8 protein-coding genes and 1 pseudogene are annotated in these 16,576 nt (G+C 69.4%); 5 read left to right on the top strand and 4 right to left on the bottom strand.

Annotated elements, in window-relative coordinates; all coding sequences use genetic code 11:
* Nucleotides 1-231: 231 nt before the first annotated feature.
* The 3 genes from ACWPN8_RS22835 to ACWPN8_RS22825 form a co-directional block, all read right to left on the bottom strand.
* Nucleotides 232-1,086, bottom strand: coding sequence for a ParB/RepB/Spo0J family partition protein (locus ACWPN8_RS22835; protein WP_492242400.1), 855 nt, complete (start codon nucleotides 1,084-1,086; stop codon nucleotides 232-234).
* Nucleotides 1,076-2,098 carry an AAA family ATPase gene (locus ACWPN8_RS22830; protein ID WP_109451912.1) on the bottom strand — a complete coding sequence of 341 codons (1,023 nt, stop codon included), beginning with the start codon at nucleotides 2,096-2,098 and terminating at the stop codon, nucleotides 1,076-1,078. The genes ACWPN8_RS22835 and ACWPN8_RS22830 overlap by 11 nt, the downstream gene beginning before the upstream one ends.
* A gap of 120 nt (nucleotides 2,099-2,218) precedes the next feature.
* Nucleotides 2,219-3,163: a replication initiator protein A gene (locus tag ACWPN8_RS22825; RefSeq protein ID WP_109451914.1), complete on the bottom strand. Its 945-nt coding sequence runs from the start codon at nucleotides 3,161-3,163 to the stop codon at nucleotides 2,219-2,221.
* A 1,147-nt stretch (nucleotides 3,164-4,310) separates the two neighbouring features.
* Between ACWPN8_RS22825 and ACWPN8_RS22820 the strand changes: the two genes are divergently transcribed.
* From ACWPN8_RS22820 to ACWPN8_RS22800, 5 genes are all read left to right on the top strand, one after another.
* The gene (locus ACWPN8_RS22820; RefSeq protein WP_492242399.1) at nucleotides 4,311-5,156 is read left to right on the top strand and encodes a MarR family transcriptional regulator; all 846 of its coding nucleotides are present in this window, start codon (nucleotides 4,311-4,313) and stop codon (nucleotides 5,154-5,156) included.
* Between the two features lie 569 nt (nucleotides 5,157-5,725).
* On the top strand, nucleotides 5,726-8,404 hold the full coding sequence (locus ACWPN8_RS22815) for a tetratricopeptide repeat protein (protein ID WP_492242398.1): 2,679 nt from the start codon (nucleotides 5,726-5,728) through the stop codon (nucleotides 8,402-8,404).
* Nucleotides 8,404-9,549 carry a glycosyltransferase family 9 protein gene (locus ACWPN8_RS22810; protein ID WP_492242397.1) on the top strand — a complete coding sequence of 382 codons (1,146 nt, stop codon included), beginning with the start codon at nucleotides 8,404-8,406 and terminating at the stop codon, nucleotides 9,547-9,549. The genes ACWPN8_RS22815 and ACWPN8_RS22810 overlap by 1 nt, the downstream gene beginning before the upstream one ends.
* 136 nt (nucleotides 9,550-9,685) lie before the next feature.
* Entirely contained in the window at nucleotides 9,686-10,177 is a 492-nt protein-coding gene (locus ACWPN8_RS22805; RefSeq protein ID WP_492242396.1) for a hypothetical protein, read from the top strand.
* Nucleotides 10,178-10,603: 426 nt separating this feature from the next.
* Nucleotides 10,604-11,080, top strand: coding sequence for a VOC family protein (locus ACWPN8_RS22800; protein ID WP_109451923.1), 477 nt, complete (start codon nucleotides 10,604-10,606; stop codon nucleotides 11,078-11,080).
* Between the two features lie 244 nt (nucleotides 11,081-11,324).
* Here ACWPN8_RS22800 and ACWPN8_RS22795 read toward each other — a convergent pair.
* Nucleotides 11,325-16,162 (bottom strand): annotated as a pseudogene (locus tag ACWPN8_RS22795) (NAD-glutamate dehydrogenase).
* Between the last annotated feature and the right edge of the window lie 414 nt (nucleotides 16,163-16,576).

Genomic DNA, 16,576 nt, shown 5'->3' with positions numbered 1-16,576 from the left:
GTCTTGCAGGCAATCCTTAACACGGGGCGGGGCAGGCGGTCACCCTGGCCGAGCGCCAGATGCTTTCGCAATCGAAAGCAACTTTAACGCGCCTTCTGATTGAAGGACAACCGGAGCGGGCTTTCGTAATCGAAATTGGATCCCCTCTCCCCGCTATCGGCGGACCTATGGTCCGCCTGTCGCGTCAGCGCAAACGAAGTTTGCGCGTGAGCGGGGGAGAGGGAGGAAACCTCAGCCGTTCAGCAGGGCGTCGATGCGGTCGCGCAGAGCCTGCAGCCGCTCGCGGTGCTCGCGCTGCAAGGCCTGGGCGACGGTGTCGATGGCGGCCAGATCCTTGTCCATCCGGTTGATCGCCTTGCCCAGCACCCGCATCGGTTCCGCCGTGCTGGACGCCGCCGGGCGGGCGGCCCGAACCGCACCCACCGTCAGTCCGCCGGTGCGCGCCGTCTGCCACAGCCGGCGCAGCTCCGCCTCGTCCTCGACGAAGGCCAGCTCGACCAGGGCGGAGCGCGACACCGCGTCGGGGTTGGCGCGGTAATCGGCCAGGATGTCGTCGGGCAGGCGCAGCACCTTCAGGCGCTTCGACACCTCGGCCTCCGAACAGCCGACCGCCGCCGCCACCTCCGACTGGGTGTAGCCGTGCGCCTCGATCAGCTGGGACAGGCCGCGGGCGAGGTCGATGGCGTCGAGATCGACGCGCTGGACATTCTCGATCAGCGCGATCTCTTCGGGCCGGCCCTTGGTGATGATGGCGGCGATGGTGCCGCGGCCGAGCAGCCGGTGGGCGCGCAGCCGCCGCTCGCCGGCCACCAGCCGGTAGCGGCCCTTCTGCTCCGCCTCCTGGACGAGGACAGGTTGCTGCAACCCGTGGCGGGCGATGGAGTCGGCCAGCGAGCGCAGGGACTCGTCGTCGAACACCGTGCGGGGCTGGCCGGGATTGGTCTCGACGGCGTCCAGATCGACCTCGACCAGCCGGGGCAGCATGCCGCTCAGCCCGAACATGCGGTCGGTCTCGGCGGCGAAGCCGGCCTCCTTGGCCTGGAGCACGGTGGCGGCGGTCTGCCGGGTCAGCTTCTTAGGCGGCATCGACGGTCTCCTGCAGGCGGCCCATGGCGGTCAGCAGCGCCGAGGCGATGGCGGCATAGCTCTCCACCCCCGGTGCGCCGATGTCGGCATCCAGCGTGATGACGTTGGCGCCCGCGGCCTGGGCGTAGATGGTTGCGCGCGGCACCGGCGGGAACACCCGGCGGCTCTCGCCCCACAGGCGCTGGATGTCGTCGAGCGACGAGCGGTCCTGGGTCTGGCGCGGGTTGACCATGGTCGGCAGGATGCCCAGCACCTCCAGCCGCGGGTTCAGCCGCCGCTGGATCTTGGCGACGGTGTCGAGGAAGGCGCTGACGCCGAGGATGGCGTGCGGCTCCGCCTGGCAGGGCACCAGCACATAGTCGGCGGCGGTCAGCGCGTTGATGGTGACGGCACCCAGGTTGGGGGCGCAGTCGATGACGATCACGTCATAGCGGTCCCGCACCCCGTCCAGCATCTCGGCCAGTGCCGTCTGGGCGTTGGTCAGGTTGCCCGGCAGCTCGGTGTCGGCACTGGCCAGCGCGATGCTGGAGGGCACGACGTCCAGCCCCTCGACGCTCGTGGGGCGGATCACCGCGTCGAGCGGCGTCTTGCCCATCAGCGCATGGTAGAGGACCCTGCCCGCCTCCGTCAGCGCGACGATGTCGGTCTGCGGCACGCCGACATGGACGGTGGCGTTGCCCTGCGGGTCGGCATCGACCAGCAGCACGCGGTTGCCGGCACGGGCCAGGATGAAGGCCAGATTGATCGAGGTCGCCGTCTTGGCGGTGCCGCCCTTCTGCAAACCGACGGCGACGGTGGTGCCGCGGCGGGGCAGGGGGCTTTCCGGCCGTTCGAGATCCAGTAGAAGCAACCGGCCCAGCACGTCGCGCGGCAGGGCCTCCTTGCCGGTTTCCCATTTGCTGAGCCGCTGCTTGTCGTATTTGCGGCCCGTCAGTTCATTGACGAACGCCGCCATCTGCGTCTGGGTCAGGCCGCGCCGTTCCCGCAACGCCTTCAACTGTTCCCCTGTCACGCCCCGTCCTCCTGCCCCGGCACCGGTCGGCAGCGACCCTAGCAAGTCGTCGCGACTCCGGCAACGGGTGTCTACCGGATGGGGAGGGGATCAGCGCGCCATGGGCATCGACCGGCGGGTTCACACCGTCTCGTCGTATTCCACCTTGGGAACGTCGATCCAGTTTTCCGGCTGGCCCTGGCTCTTCTTCCAGAACAGCACCGGCAGGTCGGCGTTCAGCACGCGGCCCAGCACGGCACCGCGCGCCTTCATCGTCTCCTTGTATTCCGCCGTCTCGACGATGCGGACGCCGTAGCCGGGGATGCGGTCGGCGGCCAGGACGGGATTCAGCGCGTTCTTGAACTTGCGCAGGTCGTTGTCGGAGCCGACGCGCTTGCGCAGCGGCTCCAGCGCCATCCAGAAGGCATGGCCGCGGGCGAGGTGGGCGCGCGCGATCTCGTACAGGCGCTTCTCCACCGGCTTCAGCGCGAAATACTGGTCGTCGTAGCTCAGCAGATTGTGGCCCAGCGCCGCGCGGGTGACCCAGCCCGACAGCGTCAGCTTCAGCCCGCGCACCGCCCGCTCGCCGTCCTTCTTGCGCTGGTAGAGCAGCTTGTAGTCGGAAATCCACGAGAAGGCGCCGCTCTCGCCCTCGCCGCCGGTTTCCAGGTTGGTCTTGATCTGCGTGCCCTGGAGCCGTTCCAGCGCGCCTTCGATCTTGTCGTAGGCGCTGCCGCCGGCGGTCTTGCCGACGATGCGCTGGAGGTCGCTGGTGGTGAAGTGCAGCTCGCCCAGCTTGGAGCCCTTGCCGGAGTCCATCTTCTCGCGCAGCAGCGAGATGGCGTAGAGCAGCACCGCCTTGTCCCAGATCGTCGCAACGCCGACATTCTTCGGCGCCCGCACCTCGATCCGCACCTTCCCGTCATCGTAGGTCGGCAGCGATTCCGCCTTGTCCTTCGACAGGCCGAACAGGCTGTAGACCATCATGTGGCGGTCGTTCTGCACATCGCCGGTCAGCGGTGAATCGAGCCGCAGAGCCAATTGCAGCGGCCGGTCGAGCAGCTCGGCGTTGATGGTCTGGGTCATGCGATCTCTCCGCTGGTCCCGGGCGGCCTCAAGTGGGTTGAACCCATAATCCACAAGCCTGCCGCCCGGTTCCACACTGCCGGGCCAAACGTCGCCGTTCTGCCGAAAGATTCCCGCGGGCGGCGCCGAATGCCCGGTCGAATGTCGCCGTTCTGCCAGTTTTTGCCGCCGGTGGCGGGGGAGGGCCGTCGGACGGGAGCCGGACGCGGATTCGGCGGGGGCCGGAGCCGCTCCGGCCGGCCCGCGGTGGCGGCAACGTCTGCGTTCTGCCGTGCCGGGGAGGAACGGGGCAGGGGAGCATCAGATCAACATATTGATTTTCCTTGGTTATTACATGGCTTGGGGTCGAGGGATCGGGCGGGAAGGCCCCTGGGGAGGGCATCGACTGGCAGAACGGCGACGTTCGGACGATCCGCCGAAGGGCCGATTCCCACCCGATTCTCCGCCGATTCCATAGCGGGGAGGGGAGGGGAGGGGTGGAATCCGCTCCATCATTCGGCAGAACGGCGACGTTCGGCTGGGCCATCCCATCCGCCCAAGCCGCCGACGGCCAAGAATCTTTCGGCACAACGGCGACGTTTGGAGCCGAATCTTTCGGCACAACGGCGACACTTCGACCCGGACGGACGGAGGAACGGTGCTGCAAGTGCTTGATTCCTCCGCAAGAATCCAGGCAGGCGTCCGCGAAATGCCGTCCCCCGGCGATTCTTCCAAGACCGTGGACAGACGCGCAACGCCACGTACACATTTCAAAAAACGGGCGAAAACCGCCCTCATGCCGTCGTCGTGCGCCCATGCCAGCTCCTGGCCGGCGCCACGCGCCGGTGTGACGGGCGGTATTCGGTCCAGGCAACGTCAATCTCAGACAACCTGAATCTCAGGCAATCCGAAGAGGGCATCGTGACGGAGAGCATCATGACGTAGCGGAGGACCGACCTCCGGAAACACGAAGGGCCCGGATTGCTCCGGGCCCTTCGTGTCGGACGGAGGAGACCGAGGAAGACCCCGGGCACCCCACATCTGGCGGTTTGGCGACTCCATGATGGCAGGGCAGGCCCGCAAAGCCAAGCGGATTCACTGCGAATCCGTTGACGCTCTTCCTTTGTCTTCACCCGTCCCAGGGATCGACCGACAGACGGGTAATGCAATGAAGCCATACATCGACATGTACAGGCGCTGGATTGCCGTGCCCGGCATCCAGGCCGCCGACATCGCGGTGTTGTCCGCGCTCTACGCCCATGCCGACCGCGACGGTGTCTGCACCGCCACGCAAGGCGAGCTGGCCGAGGAGCTTGGGCAAAGCCGCGCCTGGTTCAATGCCGTGCTGAAGGGCCTGCAGGAGAAAGCCGCGCAGGACGCTCCTTCGGACTCCGCGGCGGCGCTGGTCTGCGCCAAGCCGCGGCGGGGCCTGCGCGGATTCGCCTATCAGCTGGCGGGGATGGAGGGCTTTACCGCCGGCATGTCCTGTCAGCCGGCTGACAGCAGCGGTTCGCCGGCCGACATCTCCATAGACTCCCAGAATCCTGAATCCTCCTCCTCCCTCCAGGGCGGGGGCCTCCAGAGCGGGGGGATGGGTCGGCAGGACGAGGCGTTGCCGGCCGACTGGCAGCCCGATGCCGCCGATCTGGCCTGGGCGGCCCTGGAGCGTCCGGAGGTCGATGCCGGCCGGGTGACGGCGAAGTTCGTGTCCTGGTGCCGCAAGGCCCACCGCCGCAACGGCTACCGCCCACCGGATCCGGGGGCCGCATGGCGCCGCTGGATCGCCCGGGAGCTGGTGGCCCCGGTGGAGCAGCCGGTGGAGCAGCCAGCCGAACAGCCTTTCGTCCAGTCCTCCACCGCCCAACCCCGCCGGGAGCCCCGCAATGACCGTCGCCCCGAACTCCGTGCCGAACTCCGAAGCGGTGGCCTGCGTGCCGGCCCTGCGTCCGATGCCGCCGGCCGCAACCGCGACACCCTCGCAGCCTTGCGGCTTCGCCTCGCTGGCCAGGCTTGACGCCGCGGATCTGCGGTTCGAGACCCAGGATCTGGCGCCGGACGAGATCGGTGCGCTCGCCGACCGGGTCGAGCAGGCCATCGGCACGCTGACCCCGCCGATCGGCATCGAGAATGTGCTGATCGGGCTGGAGAAGCTGGCCGACCGCTTCGCGCTGGAGCTGCCCGACGCCGACCTGCTGGAGGCCGATGTGCGGGCGATGGCGGACTGGCCGGCCGACCGCTGGATGGCGGCCTTCGATGCGGTGTGGGCGGCTTTCCGCAGCGGCTGGAGCCGCTTTCCGACGCTGGGCGACTTCCGCGAGGCGCTGGGCGCCCTGCCGCCGGCGGTGGAAAGCCGCGCCGCCGACGATCTGCGGCGGCTGGCGGGCCGGCTGCGCCAGGAACAGCAGCTGCGCGCCCGCACCGAGGAGCAGCGCCGCCGCACCCGCGCCCGCGAAGCCGCCCTGGCCGACCGGCAGCGTGAACTGGCGCTTCAGCGCGCAGCCGAACCCCTGCCCGAACTCCCGCTTGTCCGGGGGCCGGTCGACCAGCATTATCCGCCGGACCACCAGAGAGTGCCGCCAGCGGATGAAACCGAACCATCGCCCGCCACATCGCCCGGCCGGGACCGCCGACGCACAGGCGCTGCTGACCCGTGCCGTCACCCATCATCAGGCTGGGCAGCTGGCCGAGGCGGCGACGCTCTACGAACAGGTGCTGAAGCGGCTGCCGCAGCAGGCGGACGCGCTGCACCTGTCGGGGCTGATCAAGGCGCAGACCGGTGCGGTGATGGAGGGGATCGAGCGGATCCGGCAGGCGGTGAAGGCCGACCCGAGCCAGCCGCTCTTCCATGCCAATCTGGGCCGTCTGCTGGAGGCGGCGGAGCAATGGGAGGATGCGGCGACTGCCTTCCGCTCGGCGGGCCGTCTGGCGCCGCTCGATCCGTCGCTGCCGCGGCTGGAGGCGGCGGGCTGGACGCGGCTGGGCCGGCAGGAGCCGGCGGCGCAGGCGCTGCTGCGGGCGATGGCGCTGGAACCGGCGGATGCCGGCACCGCGGCGGATCTGGGCGACGCGCTCTACGATTGCGGGCGCTTCCTGCCGGCCGCCGACTGGTACGGGCGGGCGGCGGCGCTGGAGCCGCACCGGATCCTGGCGGCCTTCAACCGGGGAGCGGCCCTGCGCGACGGCGGCCGGATCGCCGGGGCGGCGGCGGCCTTCCGGGCGCTGGCGGGACGGGCGCCGGAGATGGCGGAGCCGCTGGAGCAATACATGCAGCTGTCCCGGCAGCTGGGCGGCAACGGAGCCGCTTGGGCGGCGACCCGCCGGCTGCTGGCGCTGGTGCCGGCGCAGGCGGCGGCGGTCCGCAGCCTGGGCGGTTCCGGGACCGGGCCGGCGCAGGAGCTGGTCTGGCTCACACGGCTGGCGCGGCTGGACCCGCTGGCCGAGGATGTGGTGCTGGCGCTGGCCGGCCGGCTCTATGGCCGGCGGCGGATCGCGGCGGCGGAGCGGGCATACCGCCACGCGCTGGCGCTGAGGCCGGACTCCGGCCTTGCGCTGTCGGGGCTGGGACTAGCGCGGGCGACGCTGGGGATGGCGGGGGCCGTGCCGGCGGTGCTGCGTGCGGTGCGGGTGGCGTCCGACGATGCGGCACTCGCCGCCAATGCCGGATCCGCCTTCCAGCTGGCCTTGCAGCCGGAGGCGGCGCTGTCCTGGCACCGGCGGGCGCTGGTGCTGACGCCCGACGATGTGGCGGCCTGGGTCAACATCGGCACCCTGTTGCTGGAGGCCAACGCGGCGGAGGAGGCGATCCCGCCCCTCGACCGCGCCAGACGGCTCGGCGAAATCGCGCAGGACATGGACCAGCTGGCGCTCGCCAACTCCAATCTCGGGGTCGCCCGGATGGCGCTGGGGCTGCATGGGGAGGCGGTGGCGGCCTTCCGCGCGGCGCTCGACCGGACGCCGGACGACGCGGCGATCCGCTCCAACATGCTGTTCTGCCTGTGCTTCGACGACCGGGCCGATCCGGTCGAGGTCTTCCGCGAGCATCGCGCCTTCCAACGCCATCTGCCGGCGGTCCCGGCCGTTCCCCATGCGGTGGAGAGCCGCGACCCGGAGAGGCGCTTGCGCGTCGGCTACCTGTCGCCGGATTTCCAGCGCTATCCGGGGCCGGGCTATCACTTCCTGCTGCCGCTGATCGAGGGGCACGACCGCGGGAGGGTCGAGGTCACCTGCTACCACAACGACCGCAGCCGCGATGCCACCACCGAGCGTTTCCAGGCGGCAGCCGACCGCTGGCGCGACGTGGCGGTGCTGACCGACGAGGAACTCGACCGCCGGATCCGGGAGGACCGCATCGACCTGCTGGTCGATGCCGGCGGCCACATGTCGCGCAACCGCATGGCCCTGATGGCGCGCCGCCCGGCGCCGGTTCAGGTCAGCCTGCCGCTCTATCCCAACACCACCGGCCTCGACGCCGTCGATTACCAGCTCGCCGATCCCCGCCTGGCGCCGCCGGGGGCGGACACGCTGCATGCGGAAAAGCTGATCCGGCTGCCGGGCTGCGTGCTGTGCTACCGCCCGGCGGACTCCGCCTTCGCGCCGCCGATCCAGCCGCCGCTGGAGCGCCGCGGCCACATCACCTTCGGGTCCTTCAACAACATCACCAAGGTGAACGCCGCCACCATCGCGCTGTGGGCGCGGCTGCTGGCGCTGGTGCCGACGGCGAAGCTGGTGCTGAAATGGCGGGGCTTGGGCAGCGGCGGCGGTGCCGACCGGCGCCTGCTGGCCGCCTTCGCCCGGCACGGCATCGCGGCGGAGCGGCTTGAACTGCGCGGCATCACCCCGGATCCCTATCAGGACTACGTCACCATCGACGTGGCGCTCGACCCCGTCTTCGCCAATGGCGGAACGACGATCTGCGACGCGCTGTGGATGGGCGTGCCGGTGCTGAACCGGACCGGGCCGACCCTGATCGGCCATTGGGGGGCGACCCTGATCGATGCCGTCGGGATGGCGGCGTTGGTGACGAGGGACGATGAGGCCTATCTGGCGCAGGGTGTCCGGCTGGCGACCGACCGCGCCTTCCTCGACGCGCAGCGAGAGGGCCTGCGCGAGCGGATGCGGCGGTCGGTCCTGATGGACGAGCCCGGCTATGCCCGCGCGGTGGAGGCCGGCTATCGCACCGCATGGCGCCGCTGGTGCGCCGGGCTGCCGGCGGTCGCCTTCGATGTGGCGGCCTTCGACGTTTCAGTAGGGGAGGGGCGGTGATGAGCGTCTGCGATCTGGCGGCCGTCCGCAGCATCCTGGTCGTCAAGCTGGACGAGGCCGGCGACTTCGTGATGGCGACCCCCTTCCTGCGGGCCTTGCGCGCCGCCGCCCCGCAGGCGCGCATCCTGCTGGCGGTGCGCGAGGCGGTGGCGGATCTGGCGCTGACCTGCCGCTGGGTCGACGGGGTGGTGGCGCCGCGGCCGAAGGAGGGCGGCGGCATCGATTTCCGCGGCATCACCCCCGGCGGGCTGAAACTGTTTGCCGAGTGCTACCGCGCCGGCTTCGATCTGGCGCTGGTGCCGCGCTACGACTTCGACCGCCATGGCGCGACGACGCTGGCCGCCAACAGCCGGGCAAAGCTGGTCGCCGGTTTCTCCGAGCGGGTCACGCCGTGGAAGGCCGACGGCAACCAGGGCTTCGACCGTGCCTATGGGCTGGCGCTGGCCCCGCCGCCGGGGCGGCACGAGGTGGAGCAGAACGCGGCGCTGCTGGAGGCGCTGGGCGCGGGAGCGGATCTGGGGCCGCTGGAACTGGCGCTGACGGCGGAGGACAGGGCGGCGGCGCGGCGGCTTCTCGGGTCCGGCGACCGCCCTGGGGATGGCCGGCCGCTGATCGTGGTGGCGCCGGGCGCGGCCAGCCTGCGCCGTGTCTATCCGGCCGAGCGGCTGGCCTCGGTGGTCTCCGCCGTCGCGGGCGCGCTCGATGCGCGGGTCGCCGTGCTGGGCACCATGGAGGAACGGCCGGCTGCCGGCGCGCTTCTGGCGGCACTGCCGGGACGGGCCATCGACCTGACCGGCGCCACCCCGCTGCGCGTTGCCGCGGCGGCGATGGCGGAGGCGGCACTGGCGATCACCATGGATTCCGCCCCGGCCCATCTGGCGGCGGCGGCCGGGGTGCCGGTGGCGGTGTTCTCCTGCCATCCCATCGGCGGCGATCCCAACCATTTCCACGCGCCGGAGCGCTTCCGGCCCTGGACCGGCGGGCGAGAGGAGCGGGCGCTGGTCCTGCGGCCCGAGGCGGCGGTGCCGCCCTGCACCGTGTCCTGTCTGGCGGCCGAGGCGCACTGCATCGCCGACATCGATCCGGCCGACGCCACGCGGCGCATTCTGGACATGCTGGCTGCGACCATGGGAGAGCGGGGATGAGCGATCCCATCATCCATGTCAGTTTCCCGTAGCCGCCGGACGCCTATCCGAAGCCGCATGCACTGGCATGCCCAGCTCAGCCGCGATGTGTTCGATGCGCGGGCGGGCTTCTCGCCCTGGCGCGTGCCGCTGGAGCTTGGTCTATCACGGCGGTCCGCGGAAGAACTCGGCGGAGCTGATCCAGACCCTGCGCGACATCGGCTTGCAGGAGAACACTGACTTCAGCGTCGCCGCCCATGTGCCGAAGGGACGGGCCGACCTGATGGCCTTCCTGCGCCAGAATTTCCTGATCGTCGGCAACACCTCCTACTTGGAGACCGGGCCGATCAACATGATCGAGTATCTGCTGTCGGGCTTCGCCATCTACGGCCATGGCGACTGGTGGGACGGGGCGGGCAACCCGCGCTTCGGCTGGTCCTACGACCCGGCGGCGCAGGAGACGAACCGGGAGAACCTGCGCCACATCTTCCACGAGCTGGGGCCGGCCGGTCTGGCCGCCGAACGCGACCGCGTGCGCACGGCGTTCCTGGAGCGCACCGACAATGAGTGGCCGGCGCTGCTCGGCCCGCTCTGCCGGCATGTGGAGGCGCTGCTGGACAGCGACCATCCTGGGCGCATCGGCGGTTGAGTCGGCTGCGACAGGCCAAATCGTTAAAGTTGCTTTCGAGTTGGAAAGCCTGCCACGGTTCAGAGAGCTGTCGCATATGCCTCCCTGTCCCGGGGCTTTCAGCGGATCTTCGATCCGCCTGACGCCGTCAGTACAAACTTCGTTTGTGCGAGAGGCGGGAGAGGGCATTTCCCCGCCGCAAGTGGGAGATAGGGGTCTGAGTAGCAGCGGAACAGAAAACCTACATAAGGATTTCACGGTTTGTCGTCTGGATTGGCAGTTGTTTCGGGATTTTTAGGATTGGCCGTGCTGCGTAACATCAAACCGGGGTTTGTCGGACCATATGTGACCGGTAGCCGCCATCGTAGTGATAGGCCGAGCGGTGAAGCCGCAAAGCCGTCGTCAGCTCGGGCACAGACGTAACTGGTCGATATGAGAGGATTGAAAATGGCCGAAGATGCTGGCGTGATAGCTGTGGACCATACGGGATTCTCGGTCGCCTCGTTGGAGGAGGCGATCCAGTTTTGGACTGAGGCGATGGGTTTCGACCTTGCTCGCCGAGGAGAGATGGGTGGGGAGTTTCTACGGGAGGCCACGGGGGTTGACGATCCGCGCTGCCGAATGGCGCTGGTGACGGCTCCAAACGGTTACCCTGTCGAACTCCTCGAATATTCGACAGGCCGTACGCTGGGCCAGACACCTCGTAGCGCAGGTGCGATCGGTGCCGCGCACATCGCCATCACGGTTGCGGATATCCGCAAGGCGATCGCGCGGGTTGAGACGGCGGGGTGGGCAGTGAAAGGTTCGCCGCAGCCGATACCAGCCGGCCCCCGATGCGGAACAATGGTCGCGTACATCTCCGGTCCGGATGGTATCACCATCGAACTGATGCAGCCGCCCGTTCAACATTCCCGCGTCGTGTAACGCCCCTTCGGTCCGGGAAAGCTCCTTGTGCAGGTTTTCTGTTCCGTTGCTACCCAACCCCCGAGATACGCAGGAGAAAAGAAAATGGGCGGATCCACGATCAGGTGGATCCGCCCGAGGCGAGGAGACTGAAAGCCGGTACCCGAACGTGCCTGTAAAGGCACCGGCACTCCGAAAGGCCCGGCTGCGCAGGACAGTGCAGCCAAGCCATCCGAACCGAGCGTCTCCTATCTCTGTGACAGGGTTACCCGGCGATCAGGCCGCGCAGCTGCCGATTTGCGACAGCCAGCATGGCGAGATCGACCGCCGGCTGGGCGCGCAGTTCGGCCAGAAGCTGTTCGACCCGCTCGACCACCAGATTGCGGGTGGCGATCCAGCCATCGACCGCCGCGGCCTCGTCGCCTTCGCTTTCCAGCACGCGCACGGTCAAGGCGCTCTGGTGGGCGAACAGGTCGTCGACGATGGCGGCGACCGCCTGACGCTGCCAGTGGTTGTCGACCTTCGCCGTGCTGGCGCGGTCGCGCAGCCATTCCAGGCCGAAGCGGCGGCCAAGGCCGAAATAGACCGAGGCGACGCCCTCCACCGCGCGGCCGGTGCGCTCGGCGATCCGCACCAGATCGGGGGCGGCGGCGAGAACCGGCAAGGCGGCGATGCGGCGGGCCAGATCCTCCGGCACGCCCTGGGCAATGGCGTCGGCGATGCGGGTGGCGAGGCGCGAGGACTCCTCCTCGTCGAGGAAGCGGTCCAGCCCGGCGGCCAGAGCCTCCACCCCCGGACGGAAGGCGGCGGACTCGCGGCCCAGATCCAGCGGGTGCGGGCTGTGGGCCAGGAACCAGGCCACCGCGCGGTCCAGCAGGTGGATGGTCTCCAGCATCAGCGCCGTCTGCAAGGCCGCCGGCACGACGGTGTCGAGCGCGTCGATGGCGTCCCACAGCGGGCGCAGCTGGAACACGTCGCGGGCGATGGCATAGGCGCGGGCGACATCCGCCGGGCCGAGGCCGGTCTTCTCCACCATGTCGCGGACGAAGGTGGGACCGACGCGGTTGACCAGGCTGTTGGTGACGGCGGTGGCGATGATCTCGCGGCGCAGGCGGTGGCGCGAGATCGCCTCGCCCTGGCCGTCCCGCAGCGGCTGCGGGAAGTAGCGCAGCAGATCCTCGACCGTCGCCGGATCGTCCGGCAGCTCCGAGGCCAGCAGATCGTCGTACAGCGTGATCTTGGCATAGGCCAGCAGCACCGCCAGCTCCGGCCGGGTCAGGCCGCGGCGCTCGGCCATCCGCTGGGCCAGCTCCTCGTCGGTCGGCAGATACTCGATGGCGCGGTTCAGCCGGCCGTTGCGCTCCAGATTGCGGATGAAGCGCAGCTGGGCTTCCAGCAGGCCGGCCCCTTGCGCCTCGGCGATGGTCAGGGCCTGGGTCTGGCGGTAGTTGTCGGCCAGCACCAGCCCCGCCACCTCGTCGGTCATGGCGGCCAGCAGGGTGTCGCGCTGCTTCAGCGTCATGTCGCCGCGCGCCATGACGTCGCCCAGCAGGATCTTGATGTTCACCTCATGGTCGGAGGTGTCGACGCCGGCCGAATTGTCGATGGCGTCGGTGTTCAGGCGGACGCCCTTGCCGTCGCGGCCCTTCTGCGCGGCCTCGATGCGGCCGCGCTGGGTGACGCCCAGGTTGGCGCCTTCGCCGACCACCTTGGCGCGGATCTGGCCGCCATCGATGCGCAGCGCGTCGTTGGCCTTGTCGCCGGCCTCGGCGTTGGTCTCGGTCGCGGCCTTGATGTAGGTGCCGATGCCGCCGAACCACAGCAGATCGACCTCGGCGGTGAGCAGGCGGCGCATCAGCTCGACCGGCGACAGATGGGCCTGCTCGATGCCGAAGCGGGCGCGGACCTCCGCCGTCAGCTCCACCGTCTTGGCGCTGCGCTCGACGATCATGGCGCCGGCGGAGAGCTTGGAGCGGTCGTAATCGGCCCAGGAGGAGCGGGGCAGGGCGAACAGCCGGTTGCGCTCCTCCCAGCTGGTCGCCGCATCGGGATCGGGGTCGAGGAAGATGTGGCGGTGGTCGAAGGCGGCCAGCAGGCGGATGTGTTTCGACAGCAGCATGCCGTTGCCGAACACGTCTCCCGACATGTCGCCGACGCCGACCACGGTGAAGTCGGTGGTCTGGATGTCGGTGCCCATCTCGCGGAAATGGCGCTTCACCGATTCCCAGGCGCCGCGGGCGGTGATGCCCATCACCTTGTGGTCGTAACCGGCCGAGCCGCCGGACGCGAAGGCGTCGCCCAGCCAGAAGCCGTGGTCGATGGAAACGCCGTTGGCGATGTCGGAGAAGGTGGCCGTGCCCTTGTCGGCGGCGACCACCAGATAGGGATCGTCGGCGTCATGGCGCACCACATCCTTCGCCGGCACGACGGACCCGTCGGCGGCGAAGTTGTCGGTGATGTCCAAAAGGCCGCGCATCAGAATCTTGTAGCACTCGATGCCTTCGGCGAGCGCCGCCTCTCGGCCGGCGCTGACGGGCGGGGGACGCTTGACGACGAAGCCGCCCTTCGAGCCGACCGGCACGATGACGGTGTTCTTCACCATCTGCGCCTTCATCAGGCCGAGGATCTCGGTGCGGAAATCCTCGCGGCGGTCGGACCAGCGGATGCCGCCGCGGGCGACCTTGCCACCGCGCAGATGGACGCCCTCCATGCGCGGGCTGTAGACGAAGACCTCCACCCACGGGCGGGGCAGCGGCAGCTCCTCGATGGAGCCGCTGTCCAGCTTGAAGGACAGGTGCGGCTTGGGCGCCCCGTCCGGCCCGGTCTGATAGGCGTTGGTGCGGAGCGTGGCGCGGATCAGGTTGACGAAGCGGCGCAGGATGCGGTCGTCGTCGAGGTTGGTGACGGCGTCCAGCGCGGTCTCGATCTGCTCCAGGATCGGCGCCTCTTCGACAAGGTTCTTCGGATCGAAGCGGGCGGCGAACAGGCGGGACAGCAGGCGGGCGGTCTGCGGGTGGGCGGCCAGCGTCGTCTCGATGGTGTCCTGGGCGTAGGCGAAGCGGGCCTGCTTCAGGTACTTGGCGTAGGCGCGCAGGATCGTGACCTCGCGGCCGGCCAGACCGGCGCGCAGCACCAGACGGTTGAAGCCGTCATCCTCCATCCGGCCGTCCCAGATGTCGGCGAAGGCGTCCTGGAAGGTCTGCTTGACCTTGACGCAGTCGACCGGCAGACCGTTCTGGGTGCGGGCGGCGAAGTCGTGGATCCAGACCGACTGGGCCGGAGTGGAACCGCCGGCCGGGCGGACCTCGTAGGGCTGCTCGGTGATCACCTTCAGGTCCATGTGCTCCAGCATCGGCAGCACGTCGGACAGCGGCACCGGCCGGCCCTGGTGGTAGATCTTGACGTGCAGCTCGTCGCCGTCGGCCTCCAGCGGGTGGAACAGCACGATGCCGAGCCGCTGTTCGGTCAGGGCCCGTTCGATGCGGTCGATGTCGTGGACCGCGGTTTCCGCCGGGAAGGTCTCGCGGTAGCCGGCCGGGAAGGCGTCGGCGTAGCGGCGCAGGCGGGCGTTGCCGGTCTCCTCGCCATGGGCCTCGACCAGCGCGTCGCGCATGCGGTCGGCCCAGCTGCGGGAAACCTGCACCAGCCGCGCTTCGATCTCGCCGATGTCGACGGGGGAAGCTTGCCCGGCTCCGTCTTCACCATCAGGTGCAGGCGGGCGAGCGCGCTGTCCGACAGCTGGGTGAAGTAGGAGGTGCAGGTGCCGTGGAAGGCGGATTCGAGGACCGACTGGATCTTGCGGCGCAGCGCGGTGTCGTAGCGGTCGCGCGGCACGAAGACCAGCGCGGAGACGAAGCGCTCGAACGGGTCGCGGCGGACGAACAGAGCGAGGCGCTGGCGTTCCTGCAGGTAGAGGATGCCGACCGCCGTCTCGAACAGCTCGTCCGACGGGGTCTGGAACAGCTCGTCGCGCGGGTAGGTCTCAAGGATGTTCAGCAGCGCCTTGCCGTCATGGCCCGACGGGTCGAAGCCGGCGCGGGTCATCACGCGGGCGACCTTGCGGCGCAGGAACGGGATCTCGCGCGGGCTGCGGTTGTAGGCGACCGAGGTGAAGAGGCCGACCGCCAGCGTGACGCCGACCACCTTGCCCTCGCCGTCGAAGCGCTTGACCAGGATGGCGTCGAGCGGGACCGAGCGGTGGACGGTGGCCTGCCGGGTGCCCTTGGTCACCAGCAGGGCGCGCGGCTGGTGCAGGAAGGCACGGATTTCCTCCGGCAGCACGGCGGCGTGGCCGTGCTCGTCGAACACGGTGATCTCCGGGGCGCGCAGCACGCCCAGCCCGCTGCCCTCGACCAGCTCCAGCCAGGGCTCCTGGCCGGCGCCGCCGATGGTGGCGGTGTAGAGGCGGCTGCCCAGCAGGGTCATGTTGCCGTCGTCGATCCAGCTCAGGAAATCGGCCGCCTCCTGCGATTCCTCGGCGTCGGGGGCGTGGGCGATGTCGTCGCGGGCGGCGCGCACGCGCTCGCGCATCGGCATCCAGTCCTCGACCGCGGCGCGGACGTCGGCCAGCACCCGCTCGATGCCCTCGCGCAGGCGGGCCTGGGCGGCCGGGTCCGACAGCGGGTCGATGGAGCAGTGCATGAAGGATTCGTCATGCGCGCCGTCGGCTTCCTCGCCGGGTTCCAGCAGCTCGACGATGCGGCCGTCGGCGTCGCGGACGACGCGGGTGACGGGATGGATGATGAGGTGGACGGTGACGCCCTGCCGGTTCAGCTCCGCCGTGACGGAATCGACCAGGAAGGGCATGTCGTCGTTGACGATCTCCACCACCGAGCGTTCGGCCTGCCACCCGTGCTCGTCCAGACGCGGCGCGTAGACGCGCACCTTGGGCCGGCCTGCGGTGCGCTGCTGGCCCCATTGCCACATGGCCAGTGCCGCGCCGTAAAGCTGTTCCGGCGTGCTGCGCAGCAGGTCGTCGGGGGGCACGTTGGCGTAGAAGCGCTTCACGAAGCGCTCCGCCCGCGCGTTCGGAACCCGGCTGCGCACCAGTTCGGCCAGCTGCTGCCGCAAGTCGCCTGCCAGATCCTTCGTCGCCGTACGCATGATGGTGGTTTTCTCCTCTCGGGTTTTTCGGGCGTGTCTGCTTTGAACGCGTTTTTCTTTTGATTGGTAGTACCACCCCCCCGACGACTTTTCGACGGCAAATAAACGGCAGGATTTCTGACCAAGCGGCGATTCGCACTCCTTTTGGGGTATTTGTCCAAAGATTCGGACAACCCAGTCACATGTTCGCCGAATTTATCCATAGCGCATTCACATCCCCGCCATGGCTCCGCCATCGCCGATGCCGCGGCAAAGGCGCACAGCGCCCATCCGCCGCATCCGGCGGTGGACGGATCGGTGCGCCGGGAGGGAGGAAGCCGACTCGAGTCGGCGGGAGGGGGCGGAACCGGCAAACCGGCGGAAATTCAGGAAAACCGACGGGAAAAAAGGTAAGCTATACTGTCCTAACGGCGT

This window comes from Azospirillum sp. UENF 112521, from assembly GCF_058780665.1.
Note: the sequence above shows the minus strand (reverse complement) of the source record. Positions and strands in the feature narration are given on the sequence as shown.